The organism is Streptosporangium sp. NPDC051023, from assembly GCF_040689595.1.
Classification (GTDB): domain Bacteria; phylum Actinomycetota; class Actinomycetes; order Streptosporangiales; family Streptosporangiaceae; genus Streptosporangium.
The window spans coordinates 65,594-82,558 of the sequence record NZ_JBFBCE010000016.1 but is presented as its reverse complement, the minus strand read 5'-3'; the positions used below and the strand labels follow the sequence as shown (position 1 = coordinate 82,558).

Sequence of the window (16,965 nt, the reverse complement as noted above, 5' to 3'; positions counted from 1 at the left end):
CCCCGCTGTGCGCTGGGAGCCGGGGGCTCGCTACCTTTTGGGTTGTGTTTGAACAGAGCGTGGCAGAGGCCGTGAGCGATACCCGCAGGCATGTGTTCCTCAGGGCCGTCAGGTTCGCCGACGTCGACTCGCAGGGCCACGTCAACAACGTCAGGTTCTTCGACTACCTCGAGGACGCGCGGCTGGAGATGTTCCACCTCGACCCGCACCGGGAGGGGGAGACGCCCTTCAGCGGCCTCGTGGTGGCCCGCCACGAGATCGACTATCGGCGCCCCCTCACCTTCCGCGCCGACCCGGTCAGGGTGGAGTCGTGGGTGACCGAGATCAAGCCGGTGAAGTTCGTCCTCAACTACGAGATCCGCGATGAGGAAACGACCTTCGTCCGTGCCTCCTCCGTGCTGGTCGCCTACGACGTGGAGCGGGCGACCCCGCGCAGGCTGGAGCAGCACGAGCTCGACTACCTTGAGCGCTTCCTCGTCGCCGGACAGTGAACCCGGAATGACCGGGGCCGGGGCGGATGGAGCCGGCCCGGTGGAGGCTTTCGTGGAAGGGCTCCACCGGGGTGTGGAAGAGGGGCCGGTCCCGGGATGCGGAAGCTTTCCGCGGTCACGCCGGGCGGGGCAGCCTCAGATCACGGAGTGTGGAGCCAGGCCGCGGTGTCCGGGGGGAGCAGGTGGCCGTCCACCGGGGCGCTGCCGATCAGGACGCGATCGTGTGGTGGGAGGGGAACCGCGTCGGTGCCGCAGTTGACGACGCATGTCAGGCGGCCACGGCTGAAGAACAGCGAGTCCTCGGGGGAGTCCAGCCACGTGATGCCGTCGGCGAGTGAACCGCGTAGCGCGCGGCGGGCGCGCAGAGCCTCCTGGTAGAAGCTCAGGGTCGAGCCCGGGTCGCCCGCCTGACGCTCGGCGGTCAGCACCGTCCACTCGACCGGCTGGGGCAGCCAGGGCCGCGCGCCGTCGGGTGAGAAGCCGTACGGCTCGGCCACGCCGGACCAGGGGAGGGGCACCCGGCAGCCGTCGCGCCCCGGCAGCGTTCCCTGGGAACGGGCGAAGATAGGATCCTGGCGGGCCTGCGGGGGAAGGTCCCTGACCTCGGGGAGGCCGAGCTCCTCGCCCTGGTACAGATAGGCCGATCCCGGCAGGGCGAGCATGGCCAGCAGTGCCGCCCGCGCGCGGGCGAGGCCCGCCGTGGAGTTGGGCAGGTCCCCGCCGTACCGGGTGACGTGCCGGACCACGTCGTGGTTGGACAGCACCCAGGTGGGAGCGGTCACGGCGCCCAGGGTGTCATCGATGATCTTCCGGAACGCCGCCGCGGACCAGGGCGCCTCCAGCCAGGCGAAGTTGAAGCTCTGATGCAGCTCGTCGGGGCGGACGTAGCGGGCGAGGTCCTCGGTCGAGTCGGTCCACACCTCGCCGATGGCCATCCGCTCTCCGGGGTAGGAGTCGAGCACCTCGCGCCACCGCCGGTAGACCTCGTGTACCTCGGGCCTGCCCCAGATCGGCGACTCGGCCTTGAACGCCTGGTCCTCCGGAGGGGTGTCCGGCAGGCCTTCGGCCTTGTACAGACCCATCGCCACGTCGATTCTGAACCCGTCGACGTCGCGGTCCAGCCAGAACCTCAGCACGTCGAGGAACTCGGCGTGCACCTCCGGGTTGCGCCAGTTGAAGTCGGGCTGCTCGGGGGCGAACAGGTGGAGGTACCACTGCCCGTCGGGTGTTTTGCTCCAAGCCGGGCCACTGAAGGTCGACTGCCAGTTGTTGGGCGGCAGGTCCCCGCCGTCGTGGAAGACGTAGCGGTCGCGGCCCTCGCCCCGCAGCGCCGCCTTGAACCACTCGTGCTCGGACGAGCTGTGGTTGGGCACGATGTCCACGATCACCCGCAGACCGCGCGCGTGGGCCTCGGCGACGAGGGCGTCGAAGTCGGCCAGCGTGCCGAAGAGCGGGTCGACGTCACGGTAGTCGGCCACGTCGTAGCCGCCGTCCGCCATGGGGGAGCGGTAGAAGGGGGTCAGCCAGATCGCGTCGACACCGAGGTCGGCGAGGTACGGCATGCGCTGCCTGATGCCGGCCAGATCGCCGACGCCGTCTCCTGAGGCGTCGGCGAAGCTGCGAACGTAGATCTCGTAGACGACGGCATCACGCCACCAGGGGGTCTCCATGTGCATGGGCTGCCCCTGCCCGGCCGGGTTTATGCGTCAGGAGCGTTGACCATGCTGTGCGCGGCGTAGACGAGGTAGTCCCACAGGCGCTTCTCCAGCTCCTCGGGGAGCTCGAGGAGGACAACCGCGTCGTGCATGTGCTTCAGCCACGCGTCGCGTTCGGCGGAGCCGATGACGAACGGGTTGTGCCGCATCCGCAGGCGCGGGTGCCCGCGTTGCTGGCTGTAGGTGCCAGGGCCGCCCCAGTACTGGATCAGGAAGAGGCGCAGCCGGTCTTCGGCCCCGGTGAGGTCTTCCTCGGGGTAGAGCGGTCGGAGCAGGGGGTCTTCCACGACGCCTTCGTAGAAGCGGTGGACGAGACGGCGGAAGGCCTCCTCGCCGCCGACGGCGTCGTAGAAGGACTGGGGTTCATCGGGGATGGCGGACACGTCTCCAAGCCTAAGCGACGCTGGCGATCGGAATGGAAGCGCCGTCCAGCGCCGCCTTGACGCGGACGCGAAGCTCCCTGGCGACCTCGGCCTGCCGGGACGGGATGGTCTTGGCGCTGACCCGGAAGACGACGGCCGTGCCGGAGATCTGCTCGATTCCCCAGACCTTCGGCTCCTCCACGATGATCGAGTCGCGGAAGTCGGTGTCCTGCCACAGCTCCTCGACCACTTTGTTCAGCAGGTCACGGACGACGGGGACGTCGACGGTGTAGGCGACCGGCACGTCGACCGCGGCGCGGGACCAGCCCTGAGACTCGTTGCCGACGCGGATGATGGTGCCGTTGCGGACGTACCAGACCCGGCCGTCGATGTCGCGCAGCCTGGTGATGCGCAGGGTGACGGCTTCGACGGTGCCGACCGCGGCACCGACGTCGATCACGTCGCCCACGCCGTACTGGTCCTCCAGAAGCATGAACATGCCCGCGATGAAGTCCTTGACGAGCTCCTGGGCGCCGAAGCCGATCGCGACGCCCAGAATGCCGACGCTGGTCAGCAGGGGGGCGATGGGGACGGAAAGGCGTTCGAGGATGGTCAGGGCCGCGGTGCCGAGGACGATGATCGAGGCCACGTGCTTGAGCACGGAGCCCATGGTCTCGGCCCGTTGCCTGCGCCGTTCGGCCATGATGGCGTCGAGGCCGTCGAGGGGGATCACGTCCTTGCCGCGAAGCCGTCCGGCCAGGGACGGCCTGTCCGAGGAGGCGCGCTGCACGACGCGGGTGATCAGGCGGTGGGCCATCTTGCGCAGCACGATCGCGACGGCTGAGATCAGCACGATTGCGATCAGGCCCGCGATCACGTTTGCGACGATGGGGGCCCATTCCACGGGCAGAACGGTCTGCACGAGCCCGCAGATTACCCCACCATCCCGTCCACATGTCGGGTCCACTAAGCCCGCCCCCATGTTGGTGAGATCCTCCCAGCCGGATGGCAGGCCCGACGGTGTGGGCGAAGGAGTGAGGGTGGGGGTAGGGGTGGGCGAGGGGACGAGCAGGAACACGGAGTGGATCCCTCCCGGATCGGTTCGGTCGACAAAGGGGGGTAAGTCAAGCGACATCCCTATATTGCCGACCGAACCGGCCGTCGTCACATCACGCCGGGGAGGACGGGATCGTCCGGACTCGGGGCCGCGGGGGGCGAGCCAGGGTGATCCGGTGACGAACTGCCCGGACGGGGCACGCACCCGGAAGCGTGTCCCGTGCCGTTCCGGGAGGGATCCCTCCGATCCCCGTCCGGGCTGCCCCGGACGGCGGCTTGTGGTGGTATCTGTGCTCGTGCCGATGTCCACGCCTGTTCACATCGGCGCTCACAGCCGTGCCCGCGCTCGTGCTGAGGCCCGTTCTCGTGCCCGCGCCGCTGCTGAGGCCCGTGTCTGCGCTGGTACTTGAAGTCTGTTCTCGTGCTGAGATCCGTGCCCACGTCGCGTCCTCGGTGGTCCCGCGGATCTCGCCGACATGGGGACCGGCCCGCCCGATCTCGGAGCCGGCGGGGTGCCCAGCGTCCGAGGACGCTCCGCACCGGTCACCCCGCCGACTCCGCCGAGCCGCGGTGGACACGGCGGACCGGATGGCTGCGATCCCATCCGGTGCGCCGTCTATCTCACTCCCCCACCGCGGCGAGCACTCGGGCGACCTTGGTCGCCGCGCCGGCGGGGTCCTTGACCGTGTGCATCCGCTCTCCCCAGGACCACCAGTAGTACCAATCACGGTGGCTGGGGGCGGCCTGCGCACGGCAGGTGACGTTCTCCGCCAGGCTGGTCGCGTTCGGGTTGATCACACGGACGAAGGCGCGGCCTGCCTGGGTCCGCACCACTCGGGCGTGTAACCCGCGAGCGTCAAGTTCTGACACCAACCGCTCCAGGTGCCCGAAGTCGTCTTCCCCCACCTCGTTCCTCCTCTTGGGTTCGGCCCATCTCCCACCAAATCGTGTCCGCTCGGTCACGCGGATCGATGCTGGTTGGCCAAAGATGACTCACCTGGCCCGATGGGTCAATGTCACTCTTACCAAGATCAGGATGTGCATTGTCCCAAGTAGGTTGAAAGAAACAGTCCATCGGAGGACGATCCTTAGCCGACGGCTTCATTCGCGCGTTTCGAATGAGCCAACTGTGGTCCATTATTCTCTGTAGGCACAGTGCGACGCCCGAATCACACTGGGTCAACGGGGAGAGGACCGGTCGGGACAGGCGTGCCAACCAGCCCAGCTGGCCGCGAGAGAGGGGCCGGTATGTCCGGCAGGCAGCACAGGGAGACGGAGTTAGCGCGGCAGATTCGCGCGAGGGGCCTCGCCGTAGGGCGTAACCCGGCTCAGATCGCGGAAGAGATCCACGATGTGTGCGGTCCCCAGTTCGGGACCACCCGCATCAAGGCTCATCGTCTCGCGCACGGTGTCGCCCTCGCCGACGTAATCGAACAGATACGGGCACTGTTCGAACGCGACGGCAAGTCGGCTCCGGGGATCGGGGAGACGCTCCTGTCCGCCTATGAGAGCGGGCTGAAACGTCCGGGGCCCGAATACCTCCACTACCTGTGTTCCGCTTACCGGGTCGAACCGGTCTCCCTCGGTTATGACGGTCCCTGCATCTGTGGCCACGGCCACAGGGCGTCCGGCGCCGTCCGGAGCGATCTCCGAGACGGAAGACCCGACACTTCCCCTGGTCCGCGCGAGTCGTCGATCCAGCTGATCGGCGGCGCCTTTTCCGCGGACGGGAGCGAGGAGGACGAGAACGTGTTGCGGAGGACGCTTTTACAGCTTCTTGCGGGTACCGCCGTCGGGCTCGACGGACAGGTGCTCGGATCGGTGGAGAACATCCGGAGAAGGATGGACGAGACCCTGGTGTCGGCCACCGTCTCGCCCGCGATGCTCGACCAGTGGGAGGAAGCCACTATCGGCTTCGGCCGCCAGTACATGAACACGCCGCCGTTGCGGCTGCTGTGCGACGTGCTGCTGGAGTTCAGTGCCGTGCGCAAGGCCATGGAGCGGCGCCAGCCGGTGGATCTGCAGGAGCGGCTGTGCCGCATGGCGGCCCAGCTCGCGGGCCTCAGCGGCATGATCATGGTCAACCTGGGGGACCACAGGATGGCCCGGTCCTTCTTCAGGACGGGCAGGATCGCCGCGGACGACACCGGGGACCGCGCGCTGAGGGCCTGGGTCATCGCCAGGGAGGCCCTGGTCCCGCTCTACTACGGGGATCCGCGCGAGGCGCTCAACCTCGCCAGGAAGAGCCGCGATCTGGCGGGCCAGACGCCGTGCGCGGCCCAGGCCATGGCACCCGTCGTCGAGGCCCGTGCGCTCGCGATGCTGTCGGGCGCGGGTAAGAAGGATGTGGTCGACCAGGCCAAGCGGGCGCTGTCCCGGGCCAGGGCGGCCTTCTCCCAGATGGCGGCGGCGGACCAGGACGACGCGACCTTCGGCTACACCGAGCGGCAGCTCTACTTCCACCAGGGCGACGCGCTGGTGAAGCTGGGGCAGGCCATGGAGGCCGACCTCATCCTGGAACAGGCGCTCACCAAGTACGGCCCCGGCGACTGGCTCGACCCGACGTTCATCAAGTTCGACCGGGCCAAGTGCAAGCTCCTCGAGGGGGACATCGACGAGGCGCTGGCCATCGCCAAGGCCACCCTCGCCAGCCTGGGGGAGGGCTGCAGGCCGGACATCCTCATGCAGCGCGCCCACGAGGTGGCCAGGGACGTGGAGGGCAAGGATCCCAACCATCCCGAGCTCAAGCTCTACCTGGAGGCGTTGCGCGCCACGCCCGCGATGGACTCGACGGTGAGGGATGCATGAGGATCCGGCGTTATCGCCGGTCCGACCTCGAATCCGTCCGGGCGCTGCACCGGATCTGCCTCGCCCAGGTCGGTCTCGCCCCGGGGGACGGTGTCTACTACGAGGACGACTTCCCGCGCATCGGTGAGATCTACATCGCCGCCAAGGGAGAGTTCCTTGTCGGGGATCTCTCCTGCGGGCGGGTCGTGGCGATGGGCGGGCTCCGCCGCGTCGACTCCGGGACGGCCGAGATGTGTCGCATGCGCGTCCATCCGGATTTCCAGCGGCGCGGACTCGGTGACCGGATGGTCGCCGAGCTGGAGCGACGGGCGATTGAGCTGGGGTATCACCGCCTGTGCGCGGACACCACGCTGAACCAGCTCGCCGCGATCGAGCTCTACCGCAAGTACGGCTGGCGCGAGACCCGCAGAGAGGAACGCGGTGAACACGTCGTGATTTACATAGAGAAAGACAATCTGATCCCGGCTGTTCGGCCTCTGGTCGACTAAAGTGATTAATTCCCGTTTTTCATTAAACATTGCAATCCGGTGGAACCGGAGAATACTTGTTTCTCGTACCTGTAGTCGTTTTCCTGTGAGGGTACGATGAAGAAGATCATTGTCCACAAGCCGGGCACCACCAGGCTCAGCGGTGTCTCCAGCGTCATCCACAAGGGATGAGGAAGCGCCCTGACCGCTCCGGTGATCGCATGGACCCTCGCACCTCCTGGCGACGGGCCCCGGCGGTCGGTCGGCCCCGGCCGTGTCGTGACGTCGCGCGGCCGGGGAGCGGTCAGGCGGGGAAGACCTGGACGTGGCCGGGGTCCACGCTGAGCCGTACGACGTCGCCGGGGGAGAGTGTGGCGGCGGCGCGTGAGGGGAGGTCGGCGAAGACCGTGGCGGGGGAGCCGTTGACCTCGGCCTGGACGTAGACGCGGGTGGTCGCGCCGAGAAACACCGTCACGTCGACGACCGCGCGGGCGCCGGGCCCCTCGTGGCGCACCGAGACGTCCTCGGGGCGGAACATGCACAGCACCCGCTCCCAGGGGGCCTCGACGTCGAAGGCGCCGCCCGCGGTCACCCGCCCTCCGCTCGCGTGCAGCTCAAGGGTGTTGCGGTTGCCGACGAAGCCCGCCGCGAAGCGGGTCGAGGGGGCGGTGTAGATCTCGGAGGGGGCGGCGCACTGCTCGATGTCCCCGGCGTTCATCACCGCGACCCGGTCGGAGATGGCCAGCGCCTCCGCCTGGTCGTGAGTGACGAAGACCGTGGTGATGCCGACCTGGTGCTGGATGCGCCTGACCTCGTCACGCAGCCGGTGACGCACCTGGGCGTCCAGCGCGGACAGCGGCTCGTCCAGCAGCAGCACCTCGGGGCGGGGCGCAAGCGCGCGGGCCAGTGCGACGCGTTGCTGCTGGCCGCCGGAGAGCTGATTGGGCAGCCTGTCCCCCTGCTCCGACAGTCCGACGAGCTCGAGCATCTCCTCGACGCGCTCGGCGACCGCGGCCTTGGCCTGCCTGCGCACGGTCAGCGGGAAGCCGATGTTGCCGCGCACGGTCAGGTTGGGGAACAGTGCGTAGGACTGGAAGACCATGCCGATCGGGCGCCTGCGGACCGGCACGCCCGCCATGTCGGTGCCACCGATGGTCAGCCGTCCCGAGTCGAACTCGGTGAGACCGGCGATGCAGCGCAGCAGGGTGGTCTTGCCGCAGCCGGAGGGGCCGAGCAGGGCCAGCATCTCTCCCTGCTCCACGCTGACGTTCACCCCGGCCAGCGCGACATGGCCCGCGTAGCGCTTGGTGATGCCGTCGAGGACGACGTGACTCATCAGAACTCCTTGAGTGTGGAGACCCCTGCCTTCAGGCGGGGGAGGAAGCGCGGCATATCACCGCAAAATCGAACACGCGTTCGACATTTGGTGGGTTGTGTGGTAGAAGGTGGGGCATGGCGCAGCTCGTGAAGCGGGCCTACCGATACCGCTTCCACCCCACCCCCGAGCAGGCCTCCGAGCTCGCCCGGACCTTCGGGTGCGTGCGCCTGGTCTATAACAAGGCCTTGGAGGAACGCACCCGCGCCCACCGGCTGCACGGGCGCCGCGTCTCGTATGCGGAGTCGTCGGCCGCGCTGACGGCCTGGAAGCGCGGCGGCGAGTACGGTTTCCTGTCGGAGGTGTCGTCGGTTCCGTTGCAGCAGGCGTTGCGGCACCTGCAGGCGGCGTTCACGAACTTCTTCGCCAAGCGTGCCGGGTATCCGGTCTTCAAGTCCCGTAAGCGGTCGCGGGCGTCGGCCGAGTACACCCGCTCGGCCTTCCGGTGGCGCGACGGCCGGCTCACCCTGGCGAAGATGAACGAGCCGCTGGACGTTGTGTGGTCGCGTCCGCTGCCGGAGGGGGCGCAGCCGTCCACGGTCACCGTCTCCCGGGACGTGGCGGGGCGCTGGTTCGTGTCTCTTCTGGTGGAGGAGGAGATCTCCCCGCTGCCGCCCATCGGGTCGTCGGTGGGGGTGGACGTCGGGATCACCGCTTTGGTGACGCTGTCCACCGGGGAGAAGATCGTCAACCGCCGGCACGAGCGGGCCGGTCGGCGCCGGCTGGCCAAGGCCCAGCGGGCGCTCGCCCGCAAAGCCACGGGGTCGGCCAACCGGGCCAAGGCCCGCCTCAAGGTGGCGCGGGTGCATGCCCGGATCGCCGACCGCCGCCGGGACCACCTGCACCAGCTCACGACACGGCTCGTTCGCGAGAACCAAGTGATCGCCGTGGAGAACCTCACCGTCCGCAACATGGTCAGAAACCGCGGCCTGGCCCGCGCCATCTCGGACGCGGGCTGGCGGGAACTGCGGTCCATGCTGGAGTACAAGGCGGCCTGGTACGGGCGCGACCTGCTGGTGGCGGACCGGTGGCTGCCCTCCTCCAAGCTGTGCTCGGCCTGCGGGGCGCTGCAAGAGGAGATGCCGCTCGGCGTCCGTGCGTGGGTGTGCGCCTGCGGCGCGGCCCATGACCGGGACGTGAACGCCGCGAAGAACATCCTGGCCGCCGGGCTGGCGGACAGGTGAAACGCCTGCGGAGCTGGTGTGAGACCTCAACGAGAGTCCTCTCGGGCGGGCGGCCGGCGGTGAAACAGGAACCCTCACGGGCGACCGTGGGAATCCCCCTCGTTCACGAGGGGGAGGAGGTCAACGCAGGGTCCTTCCGATGGTGCTCACCCTGCCGCGCCCGAGATGGACGACCAGGGCGGAGAGTGCGAACAGGAGGCCGAAGGTGAAGATCGTGACGACGGCGAGCGCGTTGGGGTCGCCGAGGGTGCGGGAGACGAACTGACGGGCCGACCAGATCGGCAGCGTCTCGAACTTGGCTCCCACCAGGATCTTGGCGAGCGCGAACTCGTTCATCGCGGTGGCGACGACCAGCAGCGCGCCCGAGACCACACCGCCGCGGATCGCCGGGAAGATCACCCGGACCAGGGTCTGGACGGGACCGGCGCCGCAGGTCGCCGCCGCCTCGCTGAGCCGTACGGCTCCCGCGGCGATCAGGGAGCCCTCGACCGCCCAGTACATGAACGGGAAGGCGATGGCCGCGGTCGCCGCCGCGAGCAGCCAGAATGTGCCGAACAGGTCGGGGGCGAACGACGCGGTGACGAGTTGGAGGCCCGCTCCGATGACCACCCACGGCACAGCGAACGGGATCACCGCGATCGTCTGCACCACCGAGCCGATCCTCGGGTTGTGCACGACCGACCAGTAGGCGGCGGGCACGACGAGCAGCGTGTCGACGACCACGACCACGGCGGACAGCAGCAGGGAGCGCAGCAGCGCGGACGTCACGTCCGGCTTGCCGAAAACGCCGAGCCAGTGGTCCAGGGTGTAGCCGTCCGGCAGCGGGGTGTCGGTCCAGCGGGTCGCGACGGAGTACAGCAGGGCCGCCAGCAGGGGCAGCCCGAAGTAGAGGCCGAGAAGGCCCAGGAAGATCCGCCTTTTCATGGGTAGCGCACCGTTTCTCGTTCGTCTTCTCGCCCGCGTCTTCGGGAGCGGCACCGGTGCCGCTCCCGGGGCTTTCGGGACTCCTCGGTCACAGCCACCGCTGCGCCCGCCTCAGCGAGAGCCGGTAGAGCGCGGTCGTGCCCGCGGCGAGGATCATGAGCAGCACCGAGAGCACCGCGGCGCGCTCCAAACCGAAGACCGAGGACTCCAGCGTGGTACCGATCTGCAGGGTGATGAGCTTCTGGCTGCCCGGGCTGGCCGCGACGGCGTACGCCACCGCGTAGACGCCGATGGTCCAGGTGAAGATGAGCAGCCACCCCGCGGTCACGAACGGCGACAGCACGGGGATGCCCACATGGCGCCAGAACTGCCACCGGGTCGCGTGGCAGACCGCCGCCGCCTCCTGCCAGTCGTCCTTGAGCACGCTCAGCGCGGGCAGGGTCAGCAACACGAACATCGGCACGTTGAAGTACAGGTAGACGATGTTCATGCCGGTGAATGAGCCGGTCGAGGGGAAGGGGTTGTCGATCCCGAAGAGGCCGCCGAGGATCAGGGTGAGCATGCCGGTCGAACCGATCAGCGCGACGAAGCCGAAGGCCAGCCCGATGCCCGCGAAGTTGGAGGCCACGTTCATCAGGGAAAGCCAGAAGGCCCGGCCGCCGAGGCGCATCCGGGTGATCAGCCAGGCCGCGGGGGCGCCGAGGAGGGTGGCGAGGGTCGCCTGCACCACTCCGAGGCCGAGCGAGCCCGCGATGGCCTGCCGGTCCACCGGGTTCTCGATCACCCGCGTCACGTTGTCGAGGCCGTAGCCGCCCGCGCGCAGCGCGAAGGTGTCGTTGACCAGCCTGGCGGCGGGGAGCACGAGCATCGCGAACGTGAACGCCAGCAGCGGGAGCGCCGGCCCCCAGTTCCTGAGAGCCCTCCCCATACGGCCCGCGATGTGGCCCGGAGGCGAGGCGGTGACGTCTTCGCCTGAGACGGGCGTTTCGTGCCTTGGGGCGGGGGCCGGGCGGGCACCCGCCGGTGGCGGGAGGAGTGCTCCTCCCGCCACGGGCTCAGGGGTGTGCTGGGTCACGCTAGAACCTTCGCCTCCCAGTCGGCGACGATCTGCTCGGGGCTCACCTTGGTGATCTCGATCTCCTTCACCGGCGCGTACGCGGCGTCCGGCAGCCAGTTGGCCTTGGCGTCCGCGGGCAGCTGCAGGTCACCGTTGAGGGAGCGGATCGGCCGGGCGCCGAACTTGGCGAAGAGGGTCTGGGCCTCGTCGGACAGGGCGTAGTCCAGGAAGCCCTTGAGGAAGTCGCCCTTGGCGGTGTTGTACTTGTTGATCATCAGCCCCGAGGGGGACCAGACGGAGCCGTCGCTGGGGATGATCACTTCCACGTTGACGTTCTTGGCCTTGAGGGCGTTCTTCTGGGCCAGGCCGTTGAAGTCGTAGTTGATCTGGATCGGGGCCTCGCCCTTCTCCAGGGTCTCCTCGCTCAGCTTGGCGTCGCTGAGGTTGCCCGCGTCCTTGAGCTTCTTGAAGTAGTCGTAGGCCGGGACGAGGTTGTCGACCGAGCCGCCGTTGGCGACCGCGGCGGCGACGACCATGGCCTGGCCCGTGCCGGAGGAGGCCGGGTTCTTCGTGGCGATCATGCCCTTGTACTCGGGCTTGAGCAGGTCGGCCCAGCTCTTCGGCGGGTTGGTGACCTTGTCGGTGTTGACCACGAACGCCGGAACGCCGACGAAGGTGGCGACCCAGCCGCCGTTCTTGGCCTTCTGCCAGTCCTTGAGCTTGCTCGCCGACGGCGGGAGGTAGGAAGGGGCGACGCCCTTGGCCTCGGCGACCGGTCCCCACATCAGGCCGATGTCGCTGGCGGTGCCGACCGGGTTGCCCTTCTCCGCGTCGAAGCGCTGGATCTCCTCCGCGGAGGACATGTCGGTGTCGGCGTGCTTGCAGGTGCCGCCGTGCTTGGCGCAGAAGGTCTTGATGACCTCCTCGTAGTTGGCCCAGTCGGGCGCCAGGCCGTACGTGGGAAGGTCGGCGCCCTGTGCGGCGATCTTGGATTCGTCCGGGGCGGCGGCCCAGTCGTAGTCGCCGGCTGTGGCGCTGCCGCCGCAGGCGCTGAGGGAGAGCATGGCCAGTACGGTCGCCGATGCCGCCCGCAAGCGGAGGTTTCGCATAGAAAGTGCCCTTCTGGGAGTTTTACGCCCTGAACCATGGCGTTTGTCGGTCTTACCTGAGCGACGTTCAACCCACCGGCTTGTTTCGATCAGATGAATTCGTGGTTAACGTCATTTGGGGGCCATTTAGTGGCTCTTTGACGGACGGAGACCGCGTGCTGCCGAATGTCTAACCCAGTGCCGGAGCGCGGCCAACGCATCATTTGTTGATCGGGCTCATAGGTAAAGCGCTATAGCCCCTGCCTATCGGAGGCATCGGGTAATTCCCCCTTGTGAGAGGGGAGCGCGCGCGGTGAGGCTGACCACTGACAGTCGCACGGTGGAAAGGAATCCGATGGAGAGTCGCTACCTGCTCAACCACATAGGGGGCCAGTGGCGCCCGCCGGAGAGCGGGCAGACCCGGCCCAACATCAACCCGGGCGATCTGTCGGACCGCGTCGGCGACTTCGCCGAGTCCGGCGGAGCGGACGTCGACCTCGCCGTCGAGGCCGCGTCGGCGGCCTTCCCCGCTTGGAAGGCGCTGGGCCCGATCCGGCGGGCCGATTACCTGCGGGCCGTCGAGCGGCTCATCGAGGAACGGGCTGAGGACTTCGCCCAGGCGATCACTCGTGAGCAGGGCAAGCTGCTGAAGGAGGCGCGCGGCGAGGTCAGGCGCGCCCTGGCCATCCTCGACTTCACCGCGGGCGAGGCCCGGCGACTGAACGGTGAGACCACCCCGGCCGAGGAACCGAGGACCTTCTCCTACACCTTTCGCGCCCCGCTCGGCGTGGTCGGCCTGATCACGCCGTGGAACTTCCCGCTGGCGATTCCCATGTGGAAGGTCGCCCCCGCGCTGCTGTCCGGCTGCACCGCGGTGTTCAAGCCGTCGCCGTTCACCCCGCTGAGCGGCGCGCTGCTGACCGAGGCGTTCGTGGACGCCGGACTGCCCCCCGGAGTGCTCAACCTCGTCCAGGGCGACATCGCCGCGGGCGAGGCGCTGGTCGCCGACGAGCGCGTGACCGGCATCAGCTTCACCGGCTCACTGCCCGTCGGCCTGGCCATCCACACCGCGGGTGCCCCCAGGCTGCTGCGTACCCAGCTCGAACTGGGCGGCAAGAACGCCGTCCTCGTCCTGGCCGACGCCGACCTCGACAAGGCGGTCCAGGCCACGGTGTTCGGCGCGTTCGGCCAGTCGGGCCAGCGCTGCAGCGCGACCTCCAGGGTCGTGGTCGACGTGCGCGTCAAGGACGAGTTCCTCGAGCGCCTGGTCGAGCGGGTCTCGGCGCTGAAGGTCGGCGCGGGCGCCGACGCGGGCGCCGACATCGGCCCTGTGGTCAGCGAGGCCCGGATGAGGGCCTGCCTGGAGGCGATCAGATCCGCCCAGGAGGCCGGAGCCAGGGTCGCCGTCGGCGGCGGGCGCCACACGGAGGGCGTGCCCGACGGCTGCTACGTCCAGCCGACCGTGCTGCGCGACGTGCCGTGGGACAGCGAGATCGCCCAGGAGGAGATCTTCGGGCCGGTGCTCTCCGTGATCGACTGCGACGGCTTCGACGACGCGATGCGGATCTCCAACTCCGTCAGGTACGGCATGAGCGGCACGATCTTCACCTCGGACATGTCCAAGGCGTTCGAGGCGCTTGAGCGCTTCGAGGCGGGCATGCTGCACGTCAACAGGCCTGGCGTCGGCGCGTACGCGCACCTGCCGCACATGGGCTCGAAGATGTCGCAGTTCGGGCCGCCCGAGTGTTCTCCGCAGGTCTGGGACTTCTACACCGAGTGGCGGTCGGCGTGCATAAGCTTCTGAACGCGCCGACGGCGCATGTCAGGGCCGCGAGGCGTCGATGACGGCGGAGAAGGTGACCACCGCGGCCGAGGCCGTCGCACGTTTCGTCACGCCGGGCGCGGTGGTAGGCATGGGCGGGCAGAACATCAACCGCTGCCCGATGGCCCTGGTCCACGAGGTGATCCGGCAGGGGGTCGGCGGGCTGACCGTGGTCGGCTGCAACCTCTCCCTGCCGCTGGACATGCTGGTCGCGGCCGGGCTCGTGGCCAGGACGGAGCAGGGCACCGGCAACCTGGAGCGGTACGGCACGCTGTTCGCCTGGCGGCGGGCGGTCGAGCGCGGCGAGGTGAGCGTGGGCGACCACAGCCACCTGGCCATGGCCACCCGGTTCGCGGCGGGGGCGCTCGGCCTGCCGTACCTGCCGACCAGGAGCCTGCTCGGCACCGACCTGCTCACCGACATGGTCGCGGCCGGTTACGCCAGGCAGGACGTCGACCCCTGGAGCGGCAGTCCCCTGGTTCTGCTGAAGGCGATGATCCCGGATGTGGCGATCATCCACGCGAACCGTGCTGATATTTCGGGAAATGTCGTTATCGAGGGGGTCACCTCGCATGAGGTGGACATGGTCAGGGCGGCCAGGGTGACGATCGTCTCGGCCGAGGAGATCGTCCCGGCGGGGTCGTTCGCCGACCGGCCGGAGCAGGTCACGATCCCCGAGGCCTACGTCTCCGCCGTGGTCGAGCAGCCGTTCGGCGCCTTCCCCACCTCGGTGTACCGCGCCTACGACTTCGCCGAGTCGGAGATCAAGGAGTACCAGGCGCTCGGCCGGGCCGGTGACGGGGAACTGCGCCACTGGCTCGCCGCGAACGTGTACGCGGGGGCCGACTTCGACGCCTTCCTGAGCCTCCGTGACCCGGAGGGCTCACTCAGGGCGCTGCTGACCGACCAGATGAGGAGTCTCGTATGAGCGGGCCGACCCCGCGTGAGCTGCTCGTGGTCGAGGGGGCGCGGCAGATCGGGGACGGCGACCTGGTGATCGTCGGGACCGGGTTGCCGTTGCTCGCCGCGACGCTCGCCCAGCGCACCCACGCTCCCGGAGCCAAGCTCGTCATCGAGTCCGGCGTGATGTTCCCCCGGGTCGTGCCGACCCCGGTCTCCGTGGTCGACCCCCGCCTGATGCACGGCGCCTCCCGTCACGGGTCGCTGTTCGAGGCACTGGGCGGCCTGGTCCAGCGAGGTCTGGTGCGGACCGGTTTCCTCGGTGGAGCGCAGGTCGACGAGTACGCCAACATCAACTCCACCTGGGTGCCCCGCGAGAGCGGGGAACGTGTCCGGCTGCCCGGCAGCGGCGGCGCCAACGACATCGCCAGTCACTGCCGTCAGGTGGTCGTCCTCACCGACCACGAGCGGCGCCGCTTCCCGGCGCGCTGCGACTACGTCACCAGCCCCGGATTCCTGTCGGGCCCCGGAGCCCGCGCGGCGGCCGGGCTGCCGCCGCTGGCCGTCAAGGTCGTCACCGACCTGTGCGTCATGGAGGCGGAGGACTCCGCTCTCACCGTGACCGCGCTGATGCCCGGTGCCACGGAGCGGGCCGTGCTGGACAACACCGGGTTCACCCCGCTGTTCTCCCCCGATCTCACCACCGTCGTCCCGCCGGCTCCCGAGGACCTGCGCCTGCTGCGCGAGGAACTCGACCCGGCGTGCGTCTACTTCCCCGAAAGGAAACTCCGTTGACCGAGAAGAAGCCGTTCGCCTGGGAGACGGCGATCGCCTGGAAGAACAAGGACCGCATCGTCGTCCGCGGGTACGACGTCAACGAGCTGACCGGCAACATCACCTTCGGCGAGCACTTCCACCTGGTGCTCAGGGGTGAGCTGCCGACGCCCGAGGTGGGCAGGATGACCGAGGCGATCATGGTGAACATGGCCGAGCACGCCATGTCGCCCTCCTCGGCCACGGTCCGTTTCGCCACCTCGGGTGGCGCCGAGCTCAACTCCGCGGTGGCCGCGGGCGTCGCGGGCATCGGCCGTCTGCACGGCACCGCCGACCGTCCCGCGGAGCTGTTCCTGGCCGTGGCCGAGCGGGCCGTGCGCGAAGGGCTGAGCGACGCGGACGCCGCGGCCAAGGTCGTCGCCGAGATGCGCGAGCGCCGTGAGCGGATGCCCGGATTCCACCACGCCCAGCACATCCGTGACCCGCGTACCGTCCGTCTGCTCGGCCTCGCCGACGAGCTCGGCGTCTCGGGCCGCTACGTGGCCGTCGCCCGCGCGATGGAGGAGGCGACGGAGGAGGTCTTCGGCCGCCGCATCTGGATCAACGGCCCCGGCGCCATGGGCTGCATCGGCCTGGACATGGGATACGAGCCGCTCCAGCTCAAGGCCCTGTTCATCGTCTGCCGCTCGCTCTCACTGTGCGCCCACTCCATCGAGGAGGCCACCCGGGAGAAGGGCTGGCGGGCCTCGTCCAACTCGCACATGGTCCAGCCGCTCGACCTGTCGATGCAGGGCCCGGACCACTATGACGGCCCCGCCGACCGCTCCCTCGGGTGAGGCGCCCAGGCGGTGCCCCGCCCGCCGGTGAAGGCGGGCTCCCGTCGTCGCCGGTACGGCGGGTGGTGACGCGGACCTGATCGGTGCCGGCACGCGGCGCCGCACC

At 69.1% G+C, this 16,965-nt stretch carries 16 protein-coding genes; 8 read left to right on the top strand and 8 right to left on the bottom strand.

The window, feature by feature from the left end:
* Positions 1 to 44: 44 nt before the first annotated feature.
* Positions 45 to 491 (top strand): thioesterase family protein, encoded by a 447-nt coding sequence (locus AB0395_RS13370; RefSeq protein ID WP_366280320.1) that lies wholly within the window; start codon positions 45 to 47, stop codon positions 489 to 491.
* 140 nt (positions 492 to 631) lie between these two features.
* Here AB0395_RS13370 and AB0395_RS13365 read toward each other — a convergent pair whose 3' ends face one another.
* The 4 genes from AB0395_RS13365 to AB0395_RS13350 form a co-directional block, all read right to left on the bottom strand.
* Positions 632 to 2,167, bottom strand: coding sequence for an alpha-amylase family glycosyl hydrolase (locus tag AB0395_RS13365; protein WP_366280317.1), 1,536 nt, complete (start codon positions 2,165 to 2,167; stop codon positions 632 to 634).
* Positions 2,168 to 2,190: 23 nt separating this feature from the next.
* Positions 2,191 to 2,589, bottom strand: coding sequence for a globin (locus AB0395_RS13360; RefSeq protein WP_366280314.1), 399 nt, complete (start codon positions 2,587 to 2,589; stop codon positions 2,191 to 2,193).
* A 10-nt stretch (positions 2,590 to 2,599) separates the two neighbouring features.
* Positions 2,600 to 3,472, bottom strand: a complete 873-nt coding sequence (locus tag AB0395_RS13355) for a mechanosensitive ion channel family protein (protein WP_366280312.1) — start codon at positions 3,470 to 3,472, stop codon at positions 2,600 to 2,602.
* Between the two features lie 773 nt (positions 3,473 to 4,245).
* Positions 4,246 to 4,530, bottom strand: coding sequence for a hypothetical protein (locus AB0395_RS13350; protein ID WP_366280310.1), 285 nt, complete (start codon positions 4,528 to 4,530; stop codon positions 4,246 to 4,248).
* 342 nt (positions 4,531 to 4,872) lie between these two features.
* Here AB0395_RS13350 and AB0395_RS13345 point away from each other — a divergent pair, with 342 nt between their 5' ends.
* Entirely contained in the window at positions 4,873 to 6,432 is a 1,560-nt protein-coding gene (locus AB0395_RS13345; protein WP_366280308.1) for an XRE family transcriptional regulator, read from the top strand.
* Positions 6,429 to 6,920, top strand: coding sequence for a GNAT family N-acetyltransferase (locus AB0395_RS13340; protein WP_366280307.1), 492 nt, complete (start codon positions 6,429 to 6,431; stop codon positions 6,918 to 6,920). The genes AB0395_RS13345 and AB0395_RS13340 overlap by 4 nt, the downstream gene beginning before the upstream one ends.
* A 283-nt stretch (positions 6,921 to 7,203) precedes the next feature.
* Here the strand turns inward: AB0395_RS13340 and AB0395_RS13335 are convergent, their stop codons facing one another.
* A complete protein-coding gene (locus AB0395_RS13335) occupies positions 7,204 to 8,235 on the bottom strand; it encodes an ABC transporter ATP-binding protein (protein ID WP_366280305.1) in 1,032 nt (343 codons plus the stop codon).
* Between the two features lie 116 nt (positions 8,236 to 8,351).
* On the opposite strand from AB0395_RS13335, the gene AB0395_RS13330 reads away from it, so the two are divergent.
* On the top strand, positions 8,352 to 9,458 hold the full coding sequence (locus AB0395_RS13330; RefSeq protein ID WP_366280303.1) for an RNA-guided endonuclease TnpB family protein: 1,107 nt from the start codon (positions 8,352 to 8,354) through the stop codon (positions 9,456 to 9,458).
* Between the two features lie 120 nt (positions 9,459 to 9,578).
* Here AB0395_RS13330 and AB0395_RS13325 read toward each other — a convergent pair whose 3' ends face one another.
* The 3 genes from AB0395_RS13325 to AB0395_RS13315 all read right to left on the bottom strand — a co-directional run bounded on the left by AB0395_RS13325 (position 9,579) and on the right by AB0395_RS13315 (position 12,548).
* Complete coding sequence (locus AB0395_RS13325; RefSeq protein ID WP_366280301.1) at positions 9,579 to 10,382, bottom strand: ABC transporter permease subunit; 804 nt, start codon at positions 10,380 to 10,382, stop codon at positions 9,579 to 9,581.
* An 88-nt stretch (positions 10,383 to 10,470) separates the two neighbouring features.
* Positions 10,471 to 11,310 (bottom strand): hypothetical protein, encoded by an 840-nt coding sequence (locus AB0395_RS13320; RefSeq protein WP_366280298.1) that lies wholly within the window; start codon positions 11,308 to 11,310, stop codon positions 10,471 to 10,473.
* 143 nt (positions 11,311 to 11,453) lie between these two features.
* Positions 11,454 to 12,548 (bottom strand): extracellular solute-binding protein, encoded by a 1,095-nt coding sequence (locus AB0395_RS13315; RefSeq protein ID WP_366280296.1) that lies wholly within the window; start codon positions 12,546 to 12,548, stop codon positions 11,454 to 11,456.
* Positions 12,549 to 12,882: 334 nt separating this feature from the next.
* Between AB0395_RS13315 and AB0395_RS13310 the strand changes: the two genes are divergently transcribed.
* From AB0395_RS13310 to AB0395_RS13295, 4 genes are read left to right on the top strand one after another with little or no spacing between them, the layout of a single operon-like run.
* Positions 12,883 to 14,331: an aldehyde dehydrogenase family protein gene (locus AB0395_RS13310; RefSeq protein ID WP_366280293.1), complete on the top strand. Its 1,449-nt coding sequence runs from the start codon at positions 12,883 to 12,885 to the stop codon at positions 14,329 to 14,331.
* Between the two features lie 37 nt (positions 14,332 to 14,368).
* Positions 14,369 to 15,277, top strand: a complete 909-nt coding sequence (locus AB0395_RS13305; protein WP_366280290.1) for a CoA-transferase — start codon at positions 14,369 to 14,371, stop codon at positions 15,275 to 15,277.
* Complete coding sequence (locus AB0395_RS13300) at positions 15,274 to 16,044, top strand: CoA-transferase (protein WP_366280288.1); 771 nt, start codon at positions 15,274 to 15,276, stop codon at positions 16,042 to 16,044. Before AB0395_RS13305 ends, AB0395_RS13300 begins: the two co-directional genes overlap by 4 nt.
* Positions 16,041 to 16,859 carry a citrate/2-methylcitrate synthase gene (locus AB0395_RS13295; protein ID WP_366280284.1) on the top strand — a complete coding sequence of 273 codons (819 nt, stop codon included), beginning with the start codon at positions 16,041 to 16,043 and terminating at the stop codon, positions 16,857 to 16,859. Before AB0395_RS13300 ends, AB0395_RS13295 begins: the two co-directional genes overlap by 4 nt.
* Positions 16,860 to 16,965: the final 106 nt, after the last annotated feature.

Coding starts and splice junctions, on each gene's coding strand:
- AB0395_RS13305 (WP_366280290.1), top strand. CDS start 14,369: ATGACGGCGGAGAAGGTGACCACCGCGGCCGAGGCCGTCGCACGTTTC.
- AB0395_RS13340 (WP_366280307.1), top strand. CDS start 6,429: ATGAGGATCCGGCGTTATCGCCGGTCCGACCTCGAATCCGTCCGGGCG.
- AB0395_RS13365 (WP_366280317.1), bottom strand. CDS start 2,167: ATGCACATGGAGACCCCCTGGTGGCGTGATGCCGTCGTCTACGAGATC.
- AB0395_RS13310 (WP_366280293.1), top strand. CDS start 12,883: ATGGAGAGTCGCTACCTGCTCAACCACATAGGGGGCCAGTGGCGCCCG.
- AB0395_RS13320 (WP_366280298.1), bottom strand. CDS start 11,310: ATGGGGAGGGCTCTCAGGAACTGGGGGCCGGCGCTCCCGCTGCTGGCG.
- AB0395_RS13315 (WP_366280296.1), bottom strand. CDS start 12,548: ATGCGAAACCTCCGCTTGCGGGCGGCATCGGCGACCGTACTGGCCATG.
- AB0395_RS13325 (WP_366280301.1), bottom strand. CDS start 10,382: ATGAAAAGGCGGATCTTCCTGGGCCTTCTCGGCCTCTACTTCGGGCTG.
- AB0395_RS13335 (WP_366280305.1), bottom strand. CDS start 8,235: ATGAGTCACGTCGTCCTCGACGGCATCACCAAGCGCTACGCGGGCCAT.
- AB0395_RS13300 (WP_366280288.1), top strand. CDS start 15,274: ATGAGCGGGCCGACCCCGCGTGAGCTGCTCGTGGTCGAGGGGGCGCGG.
- AB0395_RS13330 (WP_366280303.1), top strand. CDS start 8,352: ATGGCGCAGCTCGTGAAGCGGGCCTACCGATACCGCTTCCACCCCACC.
- AB0395_RS13345 (WP_366280308.1), top strand. CDS start 4,873: ATGTCCGGCAGGCAGCACAGGGAGACGGAGTTAGCGCGGCAGATTCGC.